This window comes from Pseudomonas sp. MWU12-2037, from assembly GCF_023242345.1.
In the GTDB taxonomy this organism is placed as follows: Bacteria; Pseudomonadota; Gammaproteobacteria; order Pseudomonadales; family Pseudomonadaceae; genus Aquipseudomonas; species Aquipseudomonas gingeri_D.
This window is the reverse complement of record NZ_JALLIZ010000010.1, coordinates 131,377-149,332: the sequence shown is the minus strand read 5'-3', so window position 1 is coordinate 149,332 and position 17,956 is coordinate 131,377. Positions and strand designations below refer to the sequence as shown.

The 17,956-nt window shown below is 61.0% G+C and carries 21 protein-coding genes; 8 read left to right on the top strand and 13 right to left on the bottom strand.

Translation table 11 applies throughout. From position 1 onward, the window contains the following. Positions 1-9 precede the first annotated feature (9 nt). Together cysD and M5B42_RS19680 are read right to left on the bottom strand one after the other, a co-directional pair. On the bottom strand, positions 10-927 hold the full coding sequence (gene cysD / locus M5B42_RS19685; RefSeq protein WP_100942227.1) for a sulfate adenylyltransferase subunit CysD: 918 nt from the start codon (positions 925-927) through the stop codon (positions 10-12). 136 nt (positions 928-1,063) lie between these two features. Then, the gene (locus M5B42_RS19680) at positions 1,064-1,822 is read right to left on the bottom strand and encodes a Nif3-like dinuclear metal center hexameric protein (protein ID WP_248746775.1); all 759 of its coding nucleotides are present in this window, start codon (positions 1,820-1,822) and stop codon (positions 1,064-1,066) included. Between the two features lie 102 nt (positions 1,823-1,924). Between M5B42_RS19680 and algW the strand changes: the two genes are divergently transcribed. Beyond that, positions 1,925-3,082: a Do family serine endopeptidase AlgW gene (gene algW, locus M5B42_RS19675; protein ID WP_152740050.1), complete on the top strand. Its 1,158-nt coding sequence runs from the start codon at positions 1,925-1,927 to the stop codon at positions 3,080-3,082. Between the two features lie 110 nt (positions 3,083-3,192). On the opposite strand, the gene M5B42_RS19670 is transcribed toward algW, so the two are convergent. The 11 genes from M5B42_RS19670 to M5B42_RS19620 all read right to left on the bottom strand — a co-directional run bounded on the left by M5B42_RS19670 (position 3,193) and on the right by M5B42_RS19620 (position 12,254). Beyond that, positions 3,193-3,918 (bottom strand): hypothetical protein, encoded by a 726-nt coding sequence (locus tag M5B42_RS19670; RefSeq protein ID WP_248746774.1) that lies wholly within the window; start codon positions 3,916-3,918, stop codon positions 3,193-3,195. Between the two features lie 395 nt (positions 3,919-4,313). Further along, positions 4,314-5,366: a histidinol-phosphate transaminase gene (gene hisC / locus M5B42_RS19665; RefSeq protein ID WP_248746773.1), complete on the bottom strand. Its 1,053-nt coding sequence runs from the start codon at positions 5,364-5,366 to the stop codon at positions 4,314-4,316. Beyond that, a complete protein-coding gene (hisD, locus tag M5B42_RS19660) occupies positions 5,363-6,697 on the bottom strand; it encodes a histidinol dehydrogenase (protein ID WP_248746772.1) in 1,335 nt (444 codons plus the stop codon). Before hisD ends, hisC begins: the two co-directional genes overlap by 4 nt. Before the next feature lie 141 nt (positions 6,698-6,838). Continuing rightward, the gene (gene hisG / locus M5B42_RS19655) at positions 6,839-7,474 is read right to left on the bottom strand and encodes an ATP phosphoribosyltransferase (RefSeq protein WP_103498064.1); all 636 of its coding nucleotides are present in this window, start codon (positions 7,472-7,474) and stop codon (positions 6,839-6,841) included. 88 nt (positions 7,475-7,562) lie between these two features. Continuing rightward, positions 7,563-8,828 (bottom strand): UDP-N-acetylglucosamine 1-carboxyvinyltransferase, encoded by a 1,266-nt coding sequence (gene murA / locus M5B42_RS19650; RefSeq protein WP_100942234.1) that lies wholly within the window; start codon positions 8,826-8,828, stop codon positions 7,563-7,565. 24 nt (positions 8,829-8,852) lie between these two features. Further along, complete coding sequence (locus tag M5B42_RS19645; RefSeq protein ID WP_103498065.1) at positions 8,853-9,092, bottom strand: BolA family protein; 240 nt, start codon at positions 9,090-9,092, stop codon at positions 8,853-8,855. A 116-nt stretch (positions 9,093-9,208) separates the two neighbouring features. After that, a complete protein-coding gene (locus tag M5B42_RS19640; protein WP_248746771.1) occupies positions 9,209-9,514 on the bottom strand; it encodes an STAS domain-containing protein in 306 nt (101 codons plus the stop codon). Then, entirely contained in the window at positions 9,507-10,166 is a 660-nt protein-coding gene (locus M5B42_RS19635) for an ABC transporter substrate-binding protein (RefSeq protein WP_152740052.1), read from the bottom strand. The genes M5B42_RS19640 and M5B42_RS19635 overlap by 8 nt, the downstream gene beginning before the upstream one ends. Positions 10,167-10,177: 11 nt before the next feature. Continuing rightward, positions 10,178-10,645: an outer membrane lipid asymmetry maintenance protein MlaD gene (mlaD, locus tag M5B42_RS19630; protein ID WP_103498067.1), complete on the bottom strand. Its 468-nt coding sequence runs from the start codon at positions 10,643-10,645 to the stop codon at positions 10,178-10,180. Next, positions 10,645-11,442, bottom strand: coding sequence for a lipid asymmetry maintenance ABC transporter permease subunit MlaE (gene mlaE, locus M5B42_RS19625; protein WP_152740053.1), 798 nt, complete (start codon positions 11,440-11,442; stop codon positions 10,645-10,647). Before mlaE ends, mlaD begins: the two co-directional genes overlap by 1 nt. 2 nt (positions 11,443-11,444) lie before the next feature. Beyond that, positions 11,445-12,254, bottom strand: a complete 810-nt coding sequence (locus M5B42_RS19620; RefSeq protein ID WP_103498069.1) for an ATP-binding cassette domain-containing protein — start codon at positions 12,252-12,254, stop codon at positions 11,445-11,447. Positions 12,255-12,545: 291 nt separating this feature from the next. On the opposite strand from M5B42_RS19620, the gene M5B42_RS19615 reads away from it, so the two are divergent. The 7 genes from M5B42_RS19615 to raiA all read left to right on the top strand — a co-directional run bounded on the left by M5B42_RS19615 (position 12,546) and on the right by raiA (position 17,951). Continuing rightward, positions 12,546-13,520 (top strand): KpsF/GutQ family sugar-phosphate isomerase, encoded by a 975-nt coding sequence (locus M5B42_RS19615; protein ID WP_103498070.1) that lies wholly within the window; start codon positions 12,546-12,548, stop codon positions 13,518-13,520. Beyond that, a complete protein-coding gene (locus tag M5B42_RS19610) occupies positions 13,521-14,045 on the top strand; it encodes an HAD family hydrolase (protein WP_103498071.1) in 525 nt (174 codons plus the stop codon). A gap of 8 nt (positions 14,046-14,053) precedes the next feature. Continuing rightward, complete coding sequence (gene lptC / locus M5B42_RS19605) at positions 14,054-14,626, top strand: LPS export ABC transporter periplasmic protein LptC (RefSeq protein WP_103498072.1); 573 nt, start codon at positions 14,054-14,056, stop codon at positions 14,624-14,626. Continuing rightward, complete coding sequence (gene lptA, locus M5B42_RS19600) at positions 14,613-15,158, top strand: lipopolysaccharide transport periplasmic protein LptA (protein ID WP_103498073.1); 546 nt, start codon at positions 14,613-14,615, stop codon at positions 15,156-15,158. Before lptC ends, lptA begins: the two co-directional genes overlap by 14 nt. Beyond that, entirely contained in the window at positions 15,158-15,883 is a 726-nt protein-coding gene (gene lptB, locus M5B42_RS19595; protein ID WP_152740057.1) for an LPS export ABC transporter ATP-binding protein, read from the top strand. The genes lptA and lptB overlap by 1 nt, the downstream gene beginning before the upstream one ends. Positions 15,884-16,070: 187 nt before the next feature. After that, positions 16,071-17,567, top strand: a complete 1,497-nt coding sequence (locus M5B42_RS19590; RefSeq protein ID WP_103498075.1) for an RNA polymerase factor sigma-54 — start codon at positions 16,071-16,073, stop codon at positions 17,565-17,567. Between the two features lie 78 nt (positions 17,568-17,645). Next, positions 17,646-17,951, top strand: coding sequence for a ribosome-associated translation inhibitor RaiA (gene raiA / locus M5B42_RS19585; protein ID WP_017126531.1), 306 nt, complete (start codon positions 17,646-17,648; stop codon positions 17,949-17,951). The last annotated feature ends 5 nt before the right edge of the window (positions 17,952-17,956 follow it).

Sequence of the window (17,956 nt, the reverse complement as noted above, 5' to 3'; positions counted from 1 at the left end):
AGACCCTGTTTAGAAATAGCCCTGACGTTTTTTATCTTCCATTGAGCCTGCGCCATCGTGATCGATGACCCGGCCCTGGCGCTCGGAAGTACGCGTCAGGAGCATTTCCTGAATGATGTCCGTGAGGGTTTCAGCCTCGGACTCCACCGCGCCCGTCAACGGGTAGCAGCCAAGGGTACGGAAACGCACCTTCTTCTTGACGATGCGCGCCTTGTCCTCGTCGGACAGGTGCTCGAGGATCCGCTCGTCGTCGATCATGATCAGGGTGCCGTTCTTCTCGATAACATCGCGCTCGGCAGCGAAATACAGCGGCACGATCGGGATGCCTTCGAGGTAGATGTATTGCCAGATGTCCAGTTCGGTCCAGTTCGACAATGGGAAAACGCGGATCGACTCGCCCTTGTTGACCTTGCCGTTGTAGACGTTCCACAACTCCGGACGCTGGTTTTTCGGGTCCCAGCGGTGCTTGCTGTCACGGAAGGAGTAGACGCGTTCCTTGGCCCGCGACTTCTCTTCGTCACGCCGGGCGCCGCCGAAGGCCGCATCGAAACCGTACTTGTCCAGAGCCTGCTTGAGGCCCTCGGTCTTCATGATGTCGGTGTGCTTGGCGCTGCCGTGGGTGAAGGGGTTGATGCCCTGCGCCACGCCGTCCGGGTTCACATGGGTGATCAGGTCCAGGCCCAGCTCGGCAACCATCTTGTCGCGGAAGCTGTACATCTCCTGGAATTTCCAGCGGGTGTCGACATGCATCACCGGAAACGGCAGCTTGCCCGGGAAAAACGCCTTGCGCGCCAGGTGCAGCATCACGGCGGAGTCTTTACCGATGGAGTACAGCATCACCGGATTATCGAACTCGGCGGCCACCTCGCGGATGATATGGATGCTTTCCGCCTCCAGCTGTTTCAGATGCGTCAGTTTGTCGACCATGGCTACTCACGAAAAGCGTTCTTATGGACGGCCAGCGGGCCGTGTTCGAGCGAGGCATGCTAGCACAGCACCCTATTCTATTGAGGGGGCCGACTAGATCGAAACGGTATAAGAATATACCGGGGCGTTTGACCGCTCAGATCGGGTTCGGACAATCGATAAACAGATGCTCCACCGCGAAACGCCGCGCCAGGTACTCGCCCAGCGCCTGCACGCCATAACGCTCGGTAGCGTGATGACCGGCGGCGATAAAGCTGATGCCATTCTCCCGCGCGCTATGGAAAGTCTGCTCGGAGGCCTCGCCACTCAGGTACAGGTCGACACCGGCCAACACCGCCTGGTCGATATAGCCCTGGCCGCCGCCGGTGCACCAGCCGACCCGGCGGATCATGTCGTCGCCCTCGATCAGCAACGGCTCGCGCCCCAGCACTTCCTGGACCTTGCGCGCGAAGTCACGGGCGGTCATCGGCTCGGTCAGGGACCCCACCAGCCCGACAATCTTCGGGTTGTCCGGGTCCAGAGGGCCTTCCACGGTAATATCCAGCTGCCGCGCCAACTGCACGTTGTTACCGACCTCCGGATGCAGGTCCAACGGCAGGTGATAGGCCAGCAGGCTGATGTCGTGCTTGAGCAGGGTCTTCAAGCGGCGCTGCTTCATGCCGGTGACACAAGGGTCCTCGCCCTTCCAGAAATAATCGTGGTGCACCAGAATCAGGTCGGCCTGGGCTTCGACGGCCGCATCCAGCAGCGCCTGGCTGGCGGTGACGCCGCTGACGATGCGCATCACCTGTGGCCGGCCCTCGACCTGCAAGCCATTGGGGCAATAGTCGGCAATCCGCGCGCTGTTCAGAAAGCGATCCGCTTCCTCGACCAGCGTATTCAATGAAACCGCCATAAAAACTCCTGAATATCCCATTCAGAGGCGCCCGCGGCCTCGTATAATGCGCCACATTATGGGCCGTCCGACATGGCCTGCAACCTTCCAGGACTTTGCTCAATGCTCAAGGCTCTGCGTTTCTTTGGCTGGCCGCTGCTGGCCGGTGTGCTGGTGGCTTTGCTGATCATCCAGCGCTACCCGCAATGGGTCGGCCTGCCCAACCTCGATGTGAACCTGCAACAGGCGCCGCAGACCACCTTTCACCAGCAGGGTCCGTACTCCTATGCCGACGCGGTGGACCTGGCCGCGCCGGCGGTGGCCAACCTGTACACCACCAAGATGGTCAACAAGAACACTCATCCGCTGTTCGAGGACCCACAGTTCCGGCGCTTCTTCGGCGACAACCTGCCCAAGCAGAAGCGCATGGAGTCGAGCCTGGGTTCGGCGGTGATCATGAGTTCCACCGGCTACCTGCTGACCAACAACCACGTGACCGCCGGGGCCGACCAGATAGTGGTGGCCCTCAAGGACGGCCGCGAAACCCTGGCCAAGGTGGTCGGCAGCGACCCGGAAACCGACCTGGCGGTGCTCAAGATCGATCTGCCGAACCTGCCGTCGATCACCATCGGCCGTTCCGACCAGATCCGCATCGGCGATATCGCCCTGGCCATCGGCAACCCGTTCGGGGTCGGCCAGACCACCACCATGGGCATTATCAGCGCCACCGGCCGCAACCAGCTGGGCCTGAACAACTATGAAGACTTCATCCAGACCGACGCGGCGATCAACCCCGGCAACTCCGGCGGCGCGCTGGTGGATGCCAACGGCAACCTGACCGGTATCAATACGGCGATCTTCTCCAAGTCCGGCGGCTCCCAGGGCATCGGCTTTGCGATTCCGATCAATCTGGCGGTGGAAGTGATGAAGGCGATCATCGAGCACGGCCAGGTGATTCGCGGCTGGCTGGGGATCGAGGTGCAGCCCCTGACCCAGGACCTGGCGGAGTCGTTCGGCCTCAGCGGGCGTCCGGGCATCGTGGTGGCGGGCGTGTTCCGTGACGGTCCGGCGCAGAAAGCCGGTTTGCAACTGGGGGATGTGATTCTCAGCATCGACGGCGAGCCGGCCACGGACGGTCGTCGTTCGATGAACCAGGTGGCGCGGATCAAGCCGACTGACAAGGTGGCCATCCAGGTGCTGCGCAACGGCAAGGAGCTCAAGCTGATGGCGGAAATCGGCCTGCGACCACCGCAGCAGACGCCGCCGCAGGAAGAGGAATAAGGCAATCGTGCCGACGCTGGACTTGACTCCAAGTCCAGCGTCGCCTATCAAGCCGCTATCGCCAGCAAGCCGGCTCCTCCAAGTCGCTGTCCCAGCGCAATGACGCAGTATCAGCCAGCCATCTTGGACGACTTCAATTCCTCGCTGAAACGCTGCGAACGCACGCCCTTGTTGTCATAATACTCTTCGACCGACTTTACAAAGCGCTTTTGCGCGGGCACATACCAGAACGCCTTGTACAAGCGACCACTGGCCGGACGCGCCGCAACACGTTGAGCATTGGAGATCGTTGTCACCTGACCGGGTGTCACGACAGCTTGCGCACCGCCTACCGCCACGGGTGCCAGCATCGCCGACCACTGGCCTTCGGACTCGATCTTCAGTGCCCTGAACTTGCCTGCAGGCACCTCGACATCCTCCCAACCGGTGACGACGTAGTCGTTATGAATGGTTTCGCTGGAGTGCTGGCGATTAGGGTTCAGCTCGGTGTATTCGACCGTCCATGTCTTGCCTTCGCTCAAGGGAAACGCCAATGGGCGATTGACCACTTGCTGCTTGCCGTTGATATCACGGGAGCGACTCCAGTCCAGGCCCGTCAGGCTTTCAACCGGTGGCTGGTTGGACCCGTCCTGCTTGCTGCTGATCAGCATGCTCTGGCTGCTGACGCGTTCGACCGTCATCAATGTGTTCTTGCTCGAGAAACCCTGTGGGCCGGTTTCCACTGTTTCGGCATAGACCCAGCTATCCCCGGCCTTCAAGGACGGCGCATCGACCGATTGGGCATACGCCGAACCGCACATCAAACCAAGCACAGCGGCAGATAGTGTTTTAAGCATCACATTTTCCCTGAATGTCTGACTTGGCAAGTCCACTGAGGCTCACCAAACGTGTGACGCGAGTGACCCTTGCCGATGGCGGCACGAGCATCCTGAACAACTACAACCCCAACTGCCTGGATATGTAAACTCACCTCAAACGGCGTAACCAAGCCCATAAGCGGCCATTCGAAACACAACAGGCAATCATTCGAAGGCTCATATCATTGTGCCATTTGAAAATGAGCTCACGTGAGCTGATGATTTCGTCGACGTCATGAATATGAGGACCGTTCAGCAAAGCGACAGCATCCGCCCCGGCCCAAGCACGTCGTTCAAATCAATAAGGGGGTTTATTGCGCCGCATCACAGAGACCCACCCCGCAACCGATGCGTTACGGGGTGGGGCGGCACACTCAGAGTTCGCCCAGGGCGTCGATCAGCGCCTGGTTCTGAGCCGGCAGACCGATGGTGATCCGCAGGAACTGGGCAATGCGCTCCTGCTTGAAGTGCCGCACGATCACGCCCTGCTCCCGGACCTTGGCCGCCAGCGCCGCCGCATCGTGTTGCGGGTGACGGGCGAAGATGAAGTTCGCCGCCGACGGCAGCACCTCGAAACCCTTGGCCTGCAACTGCGCCACCAGCCACTCGCGACTGTCGATCACCTTGCGGCAGGTCTCTTCGAAGTACGCCTTGTCCTCGAACGCCGCCGCCGCACCGGCAATCGCCATGCGATCCAGCGGGTAGGAGTTGAAGCTGTTCTTGATCCGCTCCAGGGCCTCGATCAGGTCCGGGTGCCCGACCGCCAGGCCGACCCGCAATCCCGCCAGGGAACGCGACTTGGACAGGGTCTGGGTCACCAGCAGGTTCGGGTAACGGTCCACCAGGCCGATGGCCGTTTCGCCGCCGAAGTCGATATAGGCCTCGTCGACCACCACCACCGAATCCGGGCTGGCCTTGAGTATCTGCTCCACCGCGTCCAGTGCCAGCAGGCAACCGGTCGGCGCGTTCGGGTTGGGGAAAATGATCCCGCCGTTGGGCCGCGCGTAGTCCGCCACGCGAATCTGGAACTGTTCGTCCAGCGGCAAGGCGTCGAAGGTGATTCCGTACAGGCCGCAGTACACCGGGTAGAAGCTGTAGCTGATATCCGGGAACAGCAAGGGTCGATCCTGCTGGAACAGACCGTAGAAGATGTGGGCCAGGACCTCGTCGGAGCCGTTGCCGAGAAACACCTGGTTGGTGTTCACGCCGTAGTACTCGGCCACGGCGTGCTTGAGCAGGTCGCCGTTGGGGTCCGGGTACAGACGCAGATTGTCGTTCACTTCCGCCTGCATCGCGGCCAGGGCCTTGGGCGAAGGACCGTAGGGGTTCTCATTGGTGTTGAGCTTGACCAGCTTGGTCAGCTTCGGTTGCTCACCCGGCACATAGGGCACCAGGTCCTTGACGAATTTGCTCCAGAACTTGCTCATGCTGGTTTCCCCTGTTCCTTATCAGCGACAATCCGATATTCCGCACTACGGGCGTGGGCGCTCAGCGACTCACCACGGGCCAGCACCGAAGCGGTCTTGCCCAGCTCGGACGCGCCCTGCTCCGAGCAGAAAATGATCGACGAACGTTTCTGGAAGTCATACACCCCCAGCGGTGACGAGAAGCGTGCGGTGCCGGAAGTCGGCAACACGTGGTTGGGACCGGCGCAGTAGTCGCCCAGGGCCTCGCAGGTGTGACGCCCCATGAAGATCGCCCCGGCGTGACGGATCTGCGGCAGCCAGGCCTGCGGGTCGGCGACCGACAGCTCAAGGTGCTCCGGGGCGATGCGGTTGGCCACATCAATCGCCTGCTGCATATCTCGCACCTGGATCAAGGCGCCACGGCCGTTGATCGAGGTCTCGATAATCGCCGCACGCTCCATGGTCGGCAGCAGCTTGGCGATGCTCGCGGCGACCTGGTCGAGGAACGCGGCGTCCGGGCTGACCAGGATGGCCTGGGCATCTTCGTCATGCTCGGCCTGGGAAAACAGGTCCATGGCGATCCAGTCCGGGTCGGTCTGGCCGTCGCAGACCACAAGGATCTCCGACGGGCCGGCGATCATGTCGATACCGACCTGGCCGAACACGTGGCGCTTGGCCGTGGCCACATAGATATTGCCGGGGCCGACCACCTTGTCGACCTTGGGCACGCTCTCGGTGCCATAGGCCAAAGCCGCCACCGCCTGGGCGCCGCCGATGGTGAACACCCGGTCGACCCCGGCGATGCACGCCGCCGCCAGCACCAGCTCGTTGATTTCGCCACGGGGCGTCGGCACCACCATCACCACTTCGGCAACCCCCGCCACCTTGGCCGGAATCGCGTTCATCAGCACCGAAGACGGATAGGACGCCTTGCCACCCGGCACGTACAAGCCGGCACGATCCAGCGGCGTGACCTTCTGGCCCAGCACCGTGCCGTCGGCCTCGGTGTAGCTCCAGGAATCCTGCTTCTGTTTTTCGTGGTAGCTGCGCACGCGCTCGGCGGCCTTTTCCAGGGCTTCGCGCTGTGGCGCGGTGATCCGCGTCAGGGCCAGTTCGAGGCGCTCACGGGGCAGGATCAGGTCGGCCATGGAAGCGACTTCCAGGCCGTCGAAACGCTGGGTGAACTCCACCAGCGCCGCATCGCCGCGCTCGCGCACGGCCTTGATGATATCGAGCACCCGCTGGTTGACCGAGTCGTCGGACACACTTTCCCAGCTCAGCAGATGATCCAGATGATGAGCGAAGTCGGGATCGGCAGCGTTGAGTCGGCGAATTGCGTTGGACGTGGTCATAGCGTGGGCCTCAATAATTGGCGAATGCTTGGGAACAGCAGATCTCAGGCGCCGCAAGACTACCAAGCCATCCGCGTGGGCACCTGAGAATTCTGGCTATGACACGGATAGATGGGCGCGGCTCAAGGCCGCGCAATTGAATCAGCTGCGATGTCGCGATTCCACTGCCTTGCGCAGGGTATCGATCAGGGACTGGATGCGGGCGTGCTGCATTTTCATCGAGGCCTTGTTCACCACCAGGCGCGAACTGATGGTCGCGATCAGCTCCTGGGGTTCCAGACCGTTGGCCCGCAGGGTATTGCCGGTGTCGACAACGTCGATGATCTTGTCGGCCAGGCCGATCAGCGGTGCCAGCTCCATCGAGCCGTAGAGCTTGATGATATCGACCTGACGCCCCTGTTCGGCATAGTAGCGCTTGGCGACGTTGACGAACTTGGTCGCCACCCGCAGGCGGCCCTTGGGCTCGACGGCACCGATAGCACCGGCGGTCATCAGCCGGCATTGGGCGATCTGCAGGTCCAGGGGTTCATACAGACCCTGGCCGCCGTATTCCATCAGCACATCTTTACCGGCCACACCGAGGTCGGCCGCGCCATGCTCGACATAGGTCGGCACGTCGGTGGCCCGGACGATCAGCAGGCGTACATCGGCCTGGGTCGTGGGAATGATCAGCTTGCGGCTCTTGTCCGGATTCTCGGTCGGCACAATGCCCGCTTCTGCAAGCAGCGGCAGGGTGTCGTCGAGAATGCGGCCCTTGGACAGTGCAATGGTCAGCATGGGGAAACTAAGTCCTTCAACCTGTATCAGTAAGGCTCATTCTCCCTTGTCGGCGCGAGCAGGCTCGCACCGGCAAAGGGGGACAACACTAGCCCGGAACGCGGCGGATCTTGGCACCGAGCATCTGCAACTTCTCTTCGATGCACTCATAACCACGGTCGATGTGGTAGATGCGGTCGATCAGCGTGTCGCCTTCAGCGGTCAGGGCCGAAATCACCAGGCTGGCCGAAGCCCGCAGGTCGGTGGCCATGACCGGCGCGCCTTTCAGGCGTTCGGTACCGGTCACGATGGCGGTGTTGCCTTCGACCTGGATCTTGGCGCCCATGCGATGCAGCTCGTACACGTGCATGAAACGGTTTTCGAAAATCGTCTCGATCACCGCGCCGGTGCCTTCGGCAATGGCGTTGAGCGAAATGAACTGGGCCTGCATGTCGGTCGGGAATGCCGGATACGGCGCGGTGCGCACGTTGACGGCCTTCGGACGCTTGCCATGCATGTTCAGCTCGATCCAGTCTTCACCGGTGGTGATTTCAGCACCGGACTCCTTCAGCTTCTCGAGCACGGCTTCGAGAATGGTCGGATCGGTGTCCTTGACCTTGACCCGGCCACCAGTGGCAGCCGCGGCCACCAGGTAGGTACCGGTTTCGATACGGTCCGGCATCACCTTGTAGGTGGCCGAATGCAGGCGCTCCACACCGTCAATGGTGATGGTGTCGGTACCGGCACCGCTGACCTTGGCGCCCATGGCGTTGAGGAAGTTCGCCAGGTCGACCACTTCCGGCTCGCGCGCGGCGTTCTGCAGCACGCTGCGGCCACGGGCCAGGGAAGCGGCCATCATGATGTTCTCGGTACCGGTCACGGAGACGGTATCGAAGAAGAAGTTTGCCCCGCGCAGGCCGCCTTCCGGCGCCTTGGCCTTGATGTAGCCGCCTTCGACGTCGATCACCGCACCCATGGCTTCCAGGCCACGAATGTGCAGGTCCACCGGACGCGAGCCGATGGCGCAACCGCCAGGCAGGGCGACTTCAGCTTCACCGAAACGGGCGACCATCGGGCCCAGCACCAGGATCGAGGCGCGCATGGTTTTCACCAGCTCGTAAGGCGCGATCAGGGTCTTGATGGTGCGCGGATCGATTTCCACGCTGAGCTTCTCGTCGATCACCGGCTCAATGCCCATGCGCCCGAACAGCTCGATCATGGTGGTGATGTCGTGCAGGTGCGGCAGGTTGGCCACGGTCACCGGGCCATCGCACAACAACGTGGCGGCCAGGATCGGCAGGGCGGAGTTCTTCGCCCCGGAAATGCGGATTTCGCCATCAAGACGAACGCCGCCAGTAATAATCAGTTTGTCCATAAGGGTCTCGACGCCAATTCAGGCTCAGGTGCGCTCGGCCCAGGCCGCGCGGCTGAAAAATTTCATAGTGACCGCATGGATGCTGCCATCGGCGATCCACGGGTTCAAATGGGCATAGATGCTCTGCTGACGCTTCACCGGGCTCAGGGCCACCAGTTCGTCGCTAATCACATTCAGCTGGAAGTTGCAGCCTTCGCCTTCAACTTCAACACGGCTTCCCGGCAGCTTTCCCTCAAGGAAGCTCTTCACTTCTATGGCCTGCATGCTCAACCTCAATCGGCGCCCAACGCGCGCGGGTCGGCCATCATACAAAAAAGCCCCGCGCCTGCGAACCCCGCATTGCAGGACTCTGACGGGGGGCTTCTTTATTCATGGCACTGTCAATGAACGCCGAGGATCTCTGTCAACTCGGAAACCTCGGCGATTTCACGCATGTCTTGCGGCATGGCGCGAATACTCAGGGATTTGCCACCCTCGGCGGCGTCACGCATGAATGCCAGCAGCAAGGCCAGGCCGACACTGCTGGATTTCTCCACCGCGGAACAGTCGACCACCAGGGCCGGCGCGGTGCTGACCTTGATCAGCGCCTGCCCGTCCTTGCGCAAGGCCGGGCCGGTGCTGTAGTCGATCACACCGGCCAGCAGCACTTCACCGGCCTCACCGGCGCGAACGCTGGCTTCACTCACTCTGCGCCGCCTTCTGTGGGTTTTTCTCGGACTCGGCCTTGGCCTTCTCCACTTCGCCGGCCCAGTTGTTGATGGTCTGGTCCAGGTTGTTGCCGTTGCGCTGCATCGCGTCGGCGAACTGATCGCGGAACAGCTTGCCGATATTGATGCCGTTGATGATCACGTTGCGCAGTTTCCACTCGCCATTGATTTTCTCAAGGGTGTAGGAAACCGGATAGACCGCGCCATTGTTGCCTTTGACGGTCATGCCGACGCTGGTGCGATCGCCCGACTCATCCTTCGGCGCGTCGACGGTGATGCCCTGGTTGTTGTACTCCAGCAAGGCGTTGCCGTAGAACTGGAACAGACCCTTCTTGAAGTTCTCCTCGAAGGTTTTCATCTGCTCGGGCGTGGCCTTGCGCGAGTACTTGACCGTCATGATGCTTTTGGAAATACCTTCGGCGTCCACCACCGGGCCGACGATGCTGTTAAGCGCATCGTAGAAGGCCTGGGGGTTCTGCTTGTACTGGGCCTTGTTCGCGGTCAGGTCGGCCAGCATCCGGTCAGTGGTGCTCTTGACCAGGTCATGGGCCGACGTGTCCGCCATGGCGTTGCCCATAAGAGGCAAGGTCGCCAGCAGCACCAACAGACTACGTCGCAACATCGAGATCATGGAAAAACTCCTCATTTGGCGTCTTTGTTCACGGTATTGAGCAGGAATTTACCGATCAGATCTTCCAGTACCAGCGACGACTGGGTGTCGTGGATGGTCCCACCATCCTTGAGCACGGCACTTTCCCCGCCCACGCTGAGACCGATGTACTTCTCGCCGAGCAAGCCCGCCGTGAGGATAGACGCAGTGGAATCAGTCGGCAGGTTGTTCACGCGTTTTTCAACTTGCATGGTCACCCGGCCGGTGAAACTGTCATGGTCCAGATCGATCGCCGTCACCTTGCCGATAGTGACACCGGCCATGGTGACCTTGGCTCTGACAGTCAAACCGGCGATATTGTCGAAGTACGCATATAATTTATACGTTTCAGTGTTTGTCGTAGGGGACAGTCCACTGACCCGCAACGCAAGCAGCAGCAAAGCCAGGATGCCAGCCAGCAGAAAAAGGCCGACACCGATTTCCAGGGTGCGGTTTTGCATCAGAAATCTCCAAACATCAAGGCGGTCAGAATAAAGTCAAGGCCAAGCACGGCCAAGGAGGCATAGACCACGGTCTTGGTTGTGGCACGGCTGATCCCCTCGGAAGTGGGTTCGCAGTCGTAGCCTTGAAAGACGGCAATCCAGGTCACCACGAAGGCGAATACGATACTTTTGATAATCCCGTTCAGCACATCACTGTTGAACGTCACGCTGTTCTGCATGTTGGCCCAGTAGGAGCCGTCATAGACCCCCAGCCAGTCCACCGCCACCCAAGAACCGCCCCAGATCCCGACCACACTGAAGATCATCGCCAGCAGCGGCAGGGAGATAAAGCCGGCCCAGAGCCGCGGCGCAACAATGTACTTGAGCGGATCGACACCGATCATTTCCAGGCTGGACAGTTGCTCAGTGGATTTCATGTTGCCGATTTCGGCGGTCAACGCCGAACCGGCCCGTCCGGCGAACAGCAGCGCGGTGACCACCGGCCCGAGTTCACGCAGCAGCGTCAGGGCGACCATCTGCCCCACCGCCTGCTCGGAACCGTAGCTGGAAAGAATGTTGAAGCCCTGCAAGGCCAGGACCATGCCGATGAACACGCCGGAGACGACGATGATCACCAGGCTCATCACGCCCACGGAATGCAATTGCTTGATCAACAGCCCGAAACCGCCGCCAATGCCGCCGCGGCCGAACAGCACATGGAACAGGAACAACGTCGAACGGCCGAGCACGGCGAGCACGTCCAGGCCCGAACGGCCGAACAGACGCACTCTCTCGATAAGTGATTTCTTGCGCATTGTCAGCGCTTCCCCAACAGGTCGGCGCGGTAGTCCGTCGCCGGAAAGTGGAACGGCACGGGACCGTCGGGATCGCCCTTCATGAACTGGCGGATACGCGGGTTATCGGCGTTCATCAGTTCTTCCGGGGTGCCTTGCCCGAGCACCTGGCCGTCACCGACCACATACAGGTAGTCGGCGATGCTCGCGGTTTCGGCCAGATCGTGGGAAACCACGATGCTAGTGATACCCAGGGCGTCATTGAGCAGTCGGATCAGGCGCACGAGGACGCCCATGGCGATCGGGTCCTGGCCGACGAACGGTTCGTCATACATGAGGATCTGCGGGTCCAGGGCAATCGCCCGGGCCAGGGCCACACGCCGTTTCATACCACCGGACAGCTCGTCGGGCATCAGGTCGACCGCCCCGCGCAGTCCCACCGCCTGCAATTTCAGCAGAACAATGTCACGAATCATTTCTTCCGGCAGTTCGGTATGAACCCGCAGCGGAAAGGCGACGTTCTCGAAAACATCCAGGTCGGTGAACAGCGCACCGCTCTGGAACAGCACGCCCATATGCTTGCGCGCGTCGAACAGATCGCCGCGCGACAGGGTGGGAAGATTCTGACCATTGACCCAGACTTCGCCGCCGCTGGGGCGCAGTTGCGCGCCCATCAGCCGCAACAGGGTGGTCTTGCCGCACCCGGAAGGTCCCATGATGCCGGTGACCTTGCCTCGCGGGATACGAATGTCGACATTATTGAAGATGCTGCGCGCACCGCGCTTGAAGGTCACACCCTTCAGCTCGACCGCGTAGGCGTTATCGGCGCTCATCTAAACTCCTTGCGATGCAGCCTCGGACTCGGGCACCAGGCCTCTCTTGAGAAGAGGCGCATACTTCCTGAGCGGGCCGAACTAGCCGCGAACTATATCACCGCTGATACGACCCGCCCAAGGCCGAAGCCACCCTTGTTCAGGATAAATAAAGCCGGGCTTGACGGCTTGCGAGATAAAAACCCGAGGCAAAGTCCTACAGGCACCACGCAAAACGTAATGATCTAGTGGGAGTGGAGAAGGCATTACCGCTATAATCGCGCCTTTTCATCAGGCTAACCGATTTCTGACATGAGCCAATCCAGCGACCTGATTCAATCAGCACAACGCACCATCCGCCTCGAACGCGAAGCCGTAGAAGGCTTGCTCGCCCATATCGACGCAGATTTCGTACGCGCTTGCGAAATGATTCTGGCCAGCAAGGGCCGTGTGGTCGTGGTCGGCATGGGCAAGTCCGGGCACATCGGCAACAAGATCGCCGCGACCCTGGCCAGCACCGGCACCACGGCGTTTTTCGTCCACCCCGCCGAAGCCAGCCACGGCGACATGGGCATGATCACCCGCGATGACATCATCCTGGCCCTGTCCAACTCCGGTTCGACCGCGGAAATCGTCACCCTGCTGCCCTTGATCAAACGCCTGGGCATCCAGTTGATCAGCCTGACCGGCAACCCCGACTCGCCGTTGGCCAAGGCCGCCGAAGTCAACCTCAACGTGCATGTGGAGCACGAGGCCTGCCCGCTGAACCTGGCGCCGACCTCCTCCACCACGGCGGCCCTGGTGATGGGCGACGCCCTGGCCGTGGCCCTGCTCGAGGCCCGCGGCTTCACCGCCGAGGACTTCGCCTTTTCCCACCCGGGCGGCGCCCTGGGCCGGCGTTTGCTGCTGAAAGTGGAAAATGTCATGCACGCCGGCGATGAGCTGCCGCAGGTCCTGCGCGGCACCCTGTTAAAAAATGCGCTGATGGAAATGACTCGCAAAGGCCTTGGCATGACCGTGATCGCCGAAGCCGACGGGCGCCTCGCCGGGATCTTCACCGACGGTGACCTGCGCCGGACCCTGGACCGCACCATCGACATCCATACGGCCCTGATCGAAGACGTCATGACCCCTCACGGCAAGACCGCCCGGGCCGACATGCTCGCCGCCGAAGCCCTGAAAATCATGGAAGACCACAAGATCAGCGCGCTGGTGGTGGTCGACAGCGACGACCGCCCGGTGGGCGCCCTGAACATGCACGATCTGCTGCGCGCGGGAGTGATGTAAATGAACGACGATCTGTTGCAACGCGGCAAGGCCATCAAGCTGGCGGTCTTCGACGTCGATGGCGTACTGACCGACGGTCGCCTGTACTTCCTCGAGGACGGCAGCGAATTCAAGTCGTTCAGCACCCTCGACGGCCAGGGCATCAAGATGCTGATGGCCGCCGGCGTGCAAACCGCTATTATCAGCGGTCGCAAAACCGCACTGGTCGAACGACGGGCGCAGAACCTCGGCATTCCCCACGTCTACCAGGGCCGCGAGGACAAGCTGGTGGTGCTCGACACCCTGCTGGCCCAGCTCAATCTGAGCTATGAACAGGTCGCCTACCTGGGTGACGACCTGCCGGACCTGCCGGTGATCCGCCGCGTCGGCCTGGGCATGGCCGTGGCCAACGCCGCCAGTTTCGTCCGCGAACACGCCCACGGCATCACCCGGGCCCGGGGCGGCGACGGCGCCGCCCGCGAATTCTGCGAACTGATCCTGCAAGCCCAGGGCAGTCTTGAAGCGGCTCACGCCGCCTACCTGTAGAGCTATTTATGCTGAGCAAGAAAATTCGCAATATTCTGCTGTTCGCAGTCATCGCCGCCATTTTCGCGGCCGTTGGCTACTGGAACATCAGCCCGGAACGCTTCCTCGAGCGCCCGGTGGCGCAGGTCGATGAAACCCAGATCGACTACTACGCTATTAATGCCCACAGCATTCAGTACATGCCCGACGGTCGGGTACAGTACGACCTGACCGGCGACAAGGTCGAACACCTCAAGGCGTCCGACGTGACCCTGGTGACCAAGCCCGACATGCACATCTACCGTGGCACGGTCTATCCCTGGCATGTCCAGAGCGAGCACGCCGAGGTCAATCCGGACGGCACCGAGATCGAACTGATCGACTCCGTACGGGTGGCGCGGACCGACGAACTACAGCGGGAAGTCATCATTACCAGCAGTCGTATGACAGTATTCCCACAGAAGCAATATGCGCAGACCGAGCAAGCCGTTAGAATCGACGGCGCCGACGGCGTGACCACTGGCAAGGGAATGAAAGCGTATTTGAACGACAGCCGGATACACCTGCTGTCCAATGTAAGAGGACAGTATGAGTCTCGTTAAAACCCTCCCTATTTTGCTTGGCCTCGGTGCGGCACTGGGAAGCGTGAGCGCCTGGGCTCTGCCGACCGACAGCCAGCAGCCCATTCGCATCCAGGCCGACGACGCTCAGCTGGACGACAAGCAAGGCATCGCCACCTACAAAGGTGACGTGGTCATTACCCAAGGCTCGATGATCGTCAAGGGCAACACCGTGACGCTGACCCGGACCAAGGACGGCGCCATCGACGTGGTGACCTCCGTGGGTAACCTGGCCTACTTCGAGCAACTGCAGAAAGTCGGCGATCCGAAGCCGGTGCAGGGCTATGGCGTGACCATCCAGTACCACGCCCAGCAGAACCGCATCATCCTGATCGACAAGGCCAAGGTGATCAACGACGGCAACACCACCGAAGGCGAGAAAATCGTCTACGACACGGTGAAGCAGATCGCCCAGGCCGGCCGCGCCAACGGCAGCACGATCACCGCCCCGCGCCCACGCATCGACATGGTCATCCAGCCGAAGCAGAAAACCGAACAGCAGAAGGCGCAGTAATGGCAACCCTGAAAGCCCAGCATCTGGCCAAGGCCTACAAAAGTCGCCAGGTGGTGCGTGATGTCAGCCTGTCGATCGACAGCGGGCAGATCGTCGGCTTGCTCGGCCCCAACGGTGCCGGCAAGACCACCTGCTTCTACATGATCGTCGGCCTGGTCCAGGCCGACCAGGGTCGCGTGCTGATCGACGACCAGGATGTCAGCCACCAGCCGATGCACGGCCGCGCGCGCGCCGGGATCGGCTATCTGCCCCAGGAAGCGTCGATTTTCCGCAAGCTGTCGGTGGCGGACAACATCATGGCGATTCTCGAGACCCGCAAGGAGCTCGACAAGAACAGCCGCCGCAAGGAGCTGGAAAGCCTGTTGCAGGAATTCCACATCAGCCACATTCGCGACAACCTCGGCATGAGCCTGTCCGGTGGTGAACGGCGCCGGGTGGAAATCGCCCGCGCCCTGGCCACCGCGCCGAAATTCATCCTGCTCGACGAGCCCTTCGCCGGGGTCGACCCGATTTCCGTTGGCGATATCAAACAGATCATCCATCACCTCAAGGCCAAGGGCATCGGCGTACTGATCACCGACCACAACGTCCGCGAGACCCTGGACATCTGCGAAACGGCCTATATCGTAAATGATGGACAGCTGATCGCCGAAGGCGATTCGGCCACTATCCTGGCCAACGAACTGGTCAAGGAAGTCTACCTGGGCCATGAGTTCCGCCTGTAAACATCGAGGTAACGGATCAACCGCCAGAGCGCTCCCTGTTCAATAAAAACCACAAGATTTTTATTGTTACAGCGCTCTAGGCAAAGGCTCGGGTTTCAGGCATATAATTTGCTTATGTTTGGCGCCCCGGCGCCCTGTAGAGTGGATGGCGCATGCGCGCCGGCGAATAAGGTGTTAAGCCCCTGCCATGAAACCATCGCTAGTCCTGAGAATGGGCCAGCAGCTGACGATGACACCGCAGCTGCAACAGGCCATCCGCCTGCTCCAATTGTCGACCCTGGACCTTCAGCAGGAAATCCAGGAGGCCCTGGAGTCCAATCCGATGCTCGAACGCCAGGAAGAAGGCGACGACTTCGACAATACCGACCCGTTGGCCGACAACGCCGAGCACAAACCCAACACTGAAATCCAGGAACCCTCCTTCCAGCAGGAAACCGCGCCGACGGTGGACAACCTCGAGGAAGGCGACTGGAACGAGCGCATTCCCAACGAACTGCCCGTCGACACCGCCTGGGAAGATGTCTACCAGACCAGCGCCAGCAGCCTGCCAAGCAACGATGACGACGAGTGGGACTTCACCACCCGTACCTCGGCCGGCGAGAGCCTGCAGAGCCATCTGCTCTGGCAACTGAACCTGGCGCCGATGTCAGACACCGATCGGCTGATCGCCGTGACCCTGATCGACTGCATCAACAATCAGGGCTACCTGGACGAAACCCTCGAGGAAATCCTCGACGCCTTCGACCCGGAGCTGGATATCGAGCTGGACGAGATCGAAGCGGTACTGCATCGCATCCAGCAATTCGAACCGGCCGGCATCGGCGCGCGCAACCTCGGCGAATGCCTGCTGCTGCAATTGCGTCAGCTGCCAGCGCGCACGCCCTGGCTGGCCGAAGCCCAGCGCCTGGTCAGCGACTACATCGACCTGCTCGGCAGCCGCGACTACAGCCAACTGATGCGGCGCATGAAGCTCAAGGAAGACGAGCTGCGCCAGGTCATCGAGCTGGTCCAGAGCCTCAATCCGCGCCCGGGCTCGCAAATCGAGTCCAGCGAAGCCGAATACGTCGTCCCCGACGTGATCGTGCGCAAGGACAACGAGCGCTGGCTGGTGGAACTGAACCAGGAGTCGGTGCCGCGCCTGCGGGTCAACCCGCAGTACGCCGGTTTTGTCCGCCGCGCCGACACCAGTGCCGACAACACCTTCATGCGCAACCAGTTGCAGGAAGCCCGCTGGTTCATCAAGAGCCTGCAGAGCCGCAACGAAACCCTGATGAAGGTCGCCACCCAGATCGTCGAGCACCAGCGCGGCTTCCTGGAATACGGTGACGAGGCGATGAAGCCGCTGGTCCTGCATGACATCGCCGAAGCGGTGGGCATGCACGAGTCGACGATTTCCCGGGTGACCACGCAAAAATTCATGCATACCCCCCGCGGTATCTATGAACTGAAATACTTTTTCTCCAGCCACGTCAGCACCTCCGAAGGCGGCGAATGCTCGTCCACGGCGATCCGCGCGATCATCAAGAAACTGGTTGCAGCGGAAAATCAGAAAAAGCCGTTGAGTGACAGCAAGATCGCTGGTTTACTGGAGGCACAAGGCATTCAGGTGGCCCGTCGTACTGTCGCCAAATACCGTGAGTCCCTGGGGATAGCCCCCTCCAGCGAACGGAAGCGACTGATGTAGTGGACGGACCCCGTTACAGCGTTCCAGTGGTGGGCAATCGCCTACCGCTTTATGCACTGGCAACGAAGGAGAAGCTGTATGCAAGTCAATATCAGTGGACACCAGCTGGAAGTGACCGAACCCCTGCGTGCTTACATCGGCGAGAAGCTCGACCGATTGGAGCGTCATTTCGACAAGATCACCAACGTACAGGTGACCATGGCCGTCGAAAAACTGAAGCAGAAAATCGAAGCCACCTTGCATATCCACGGCGGTGAAGTGGTCGCCAACGCCGAGCATGACGACATGTATGCGGCGATCGACCTGCTCACCGACAAGTTGGACCGACAACTGAAAAAGCATAAGGAAAAGAACCTGCACCTGCTCCAAGGTACAGGTCGCTGATACCC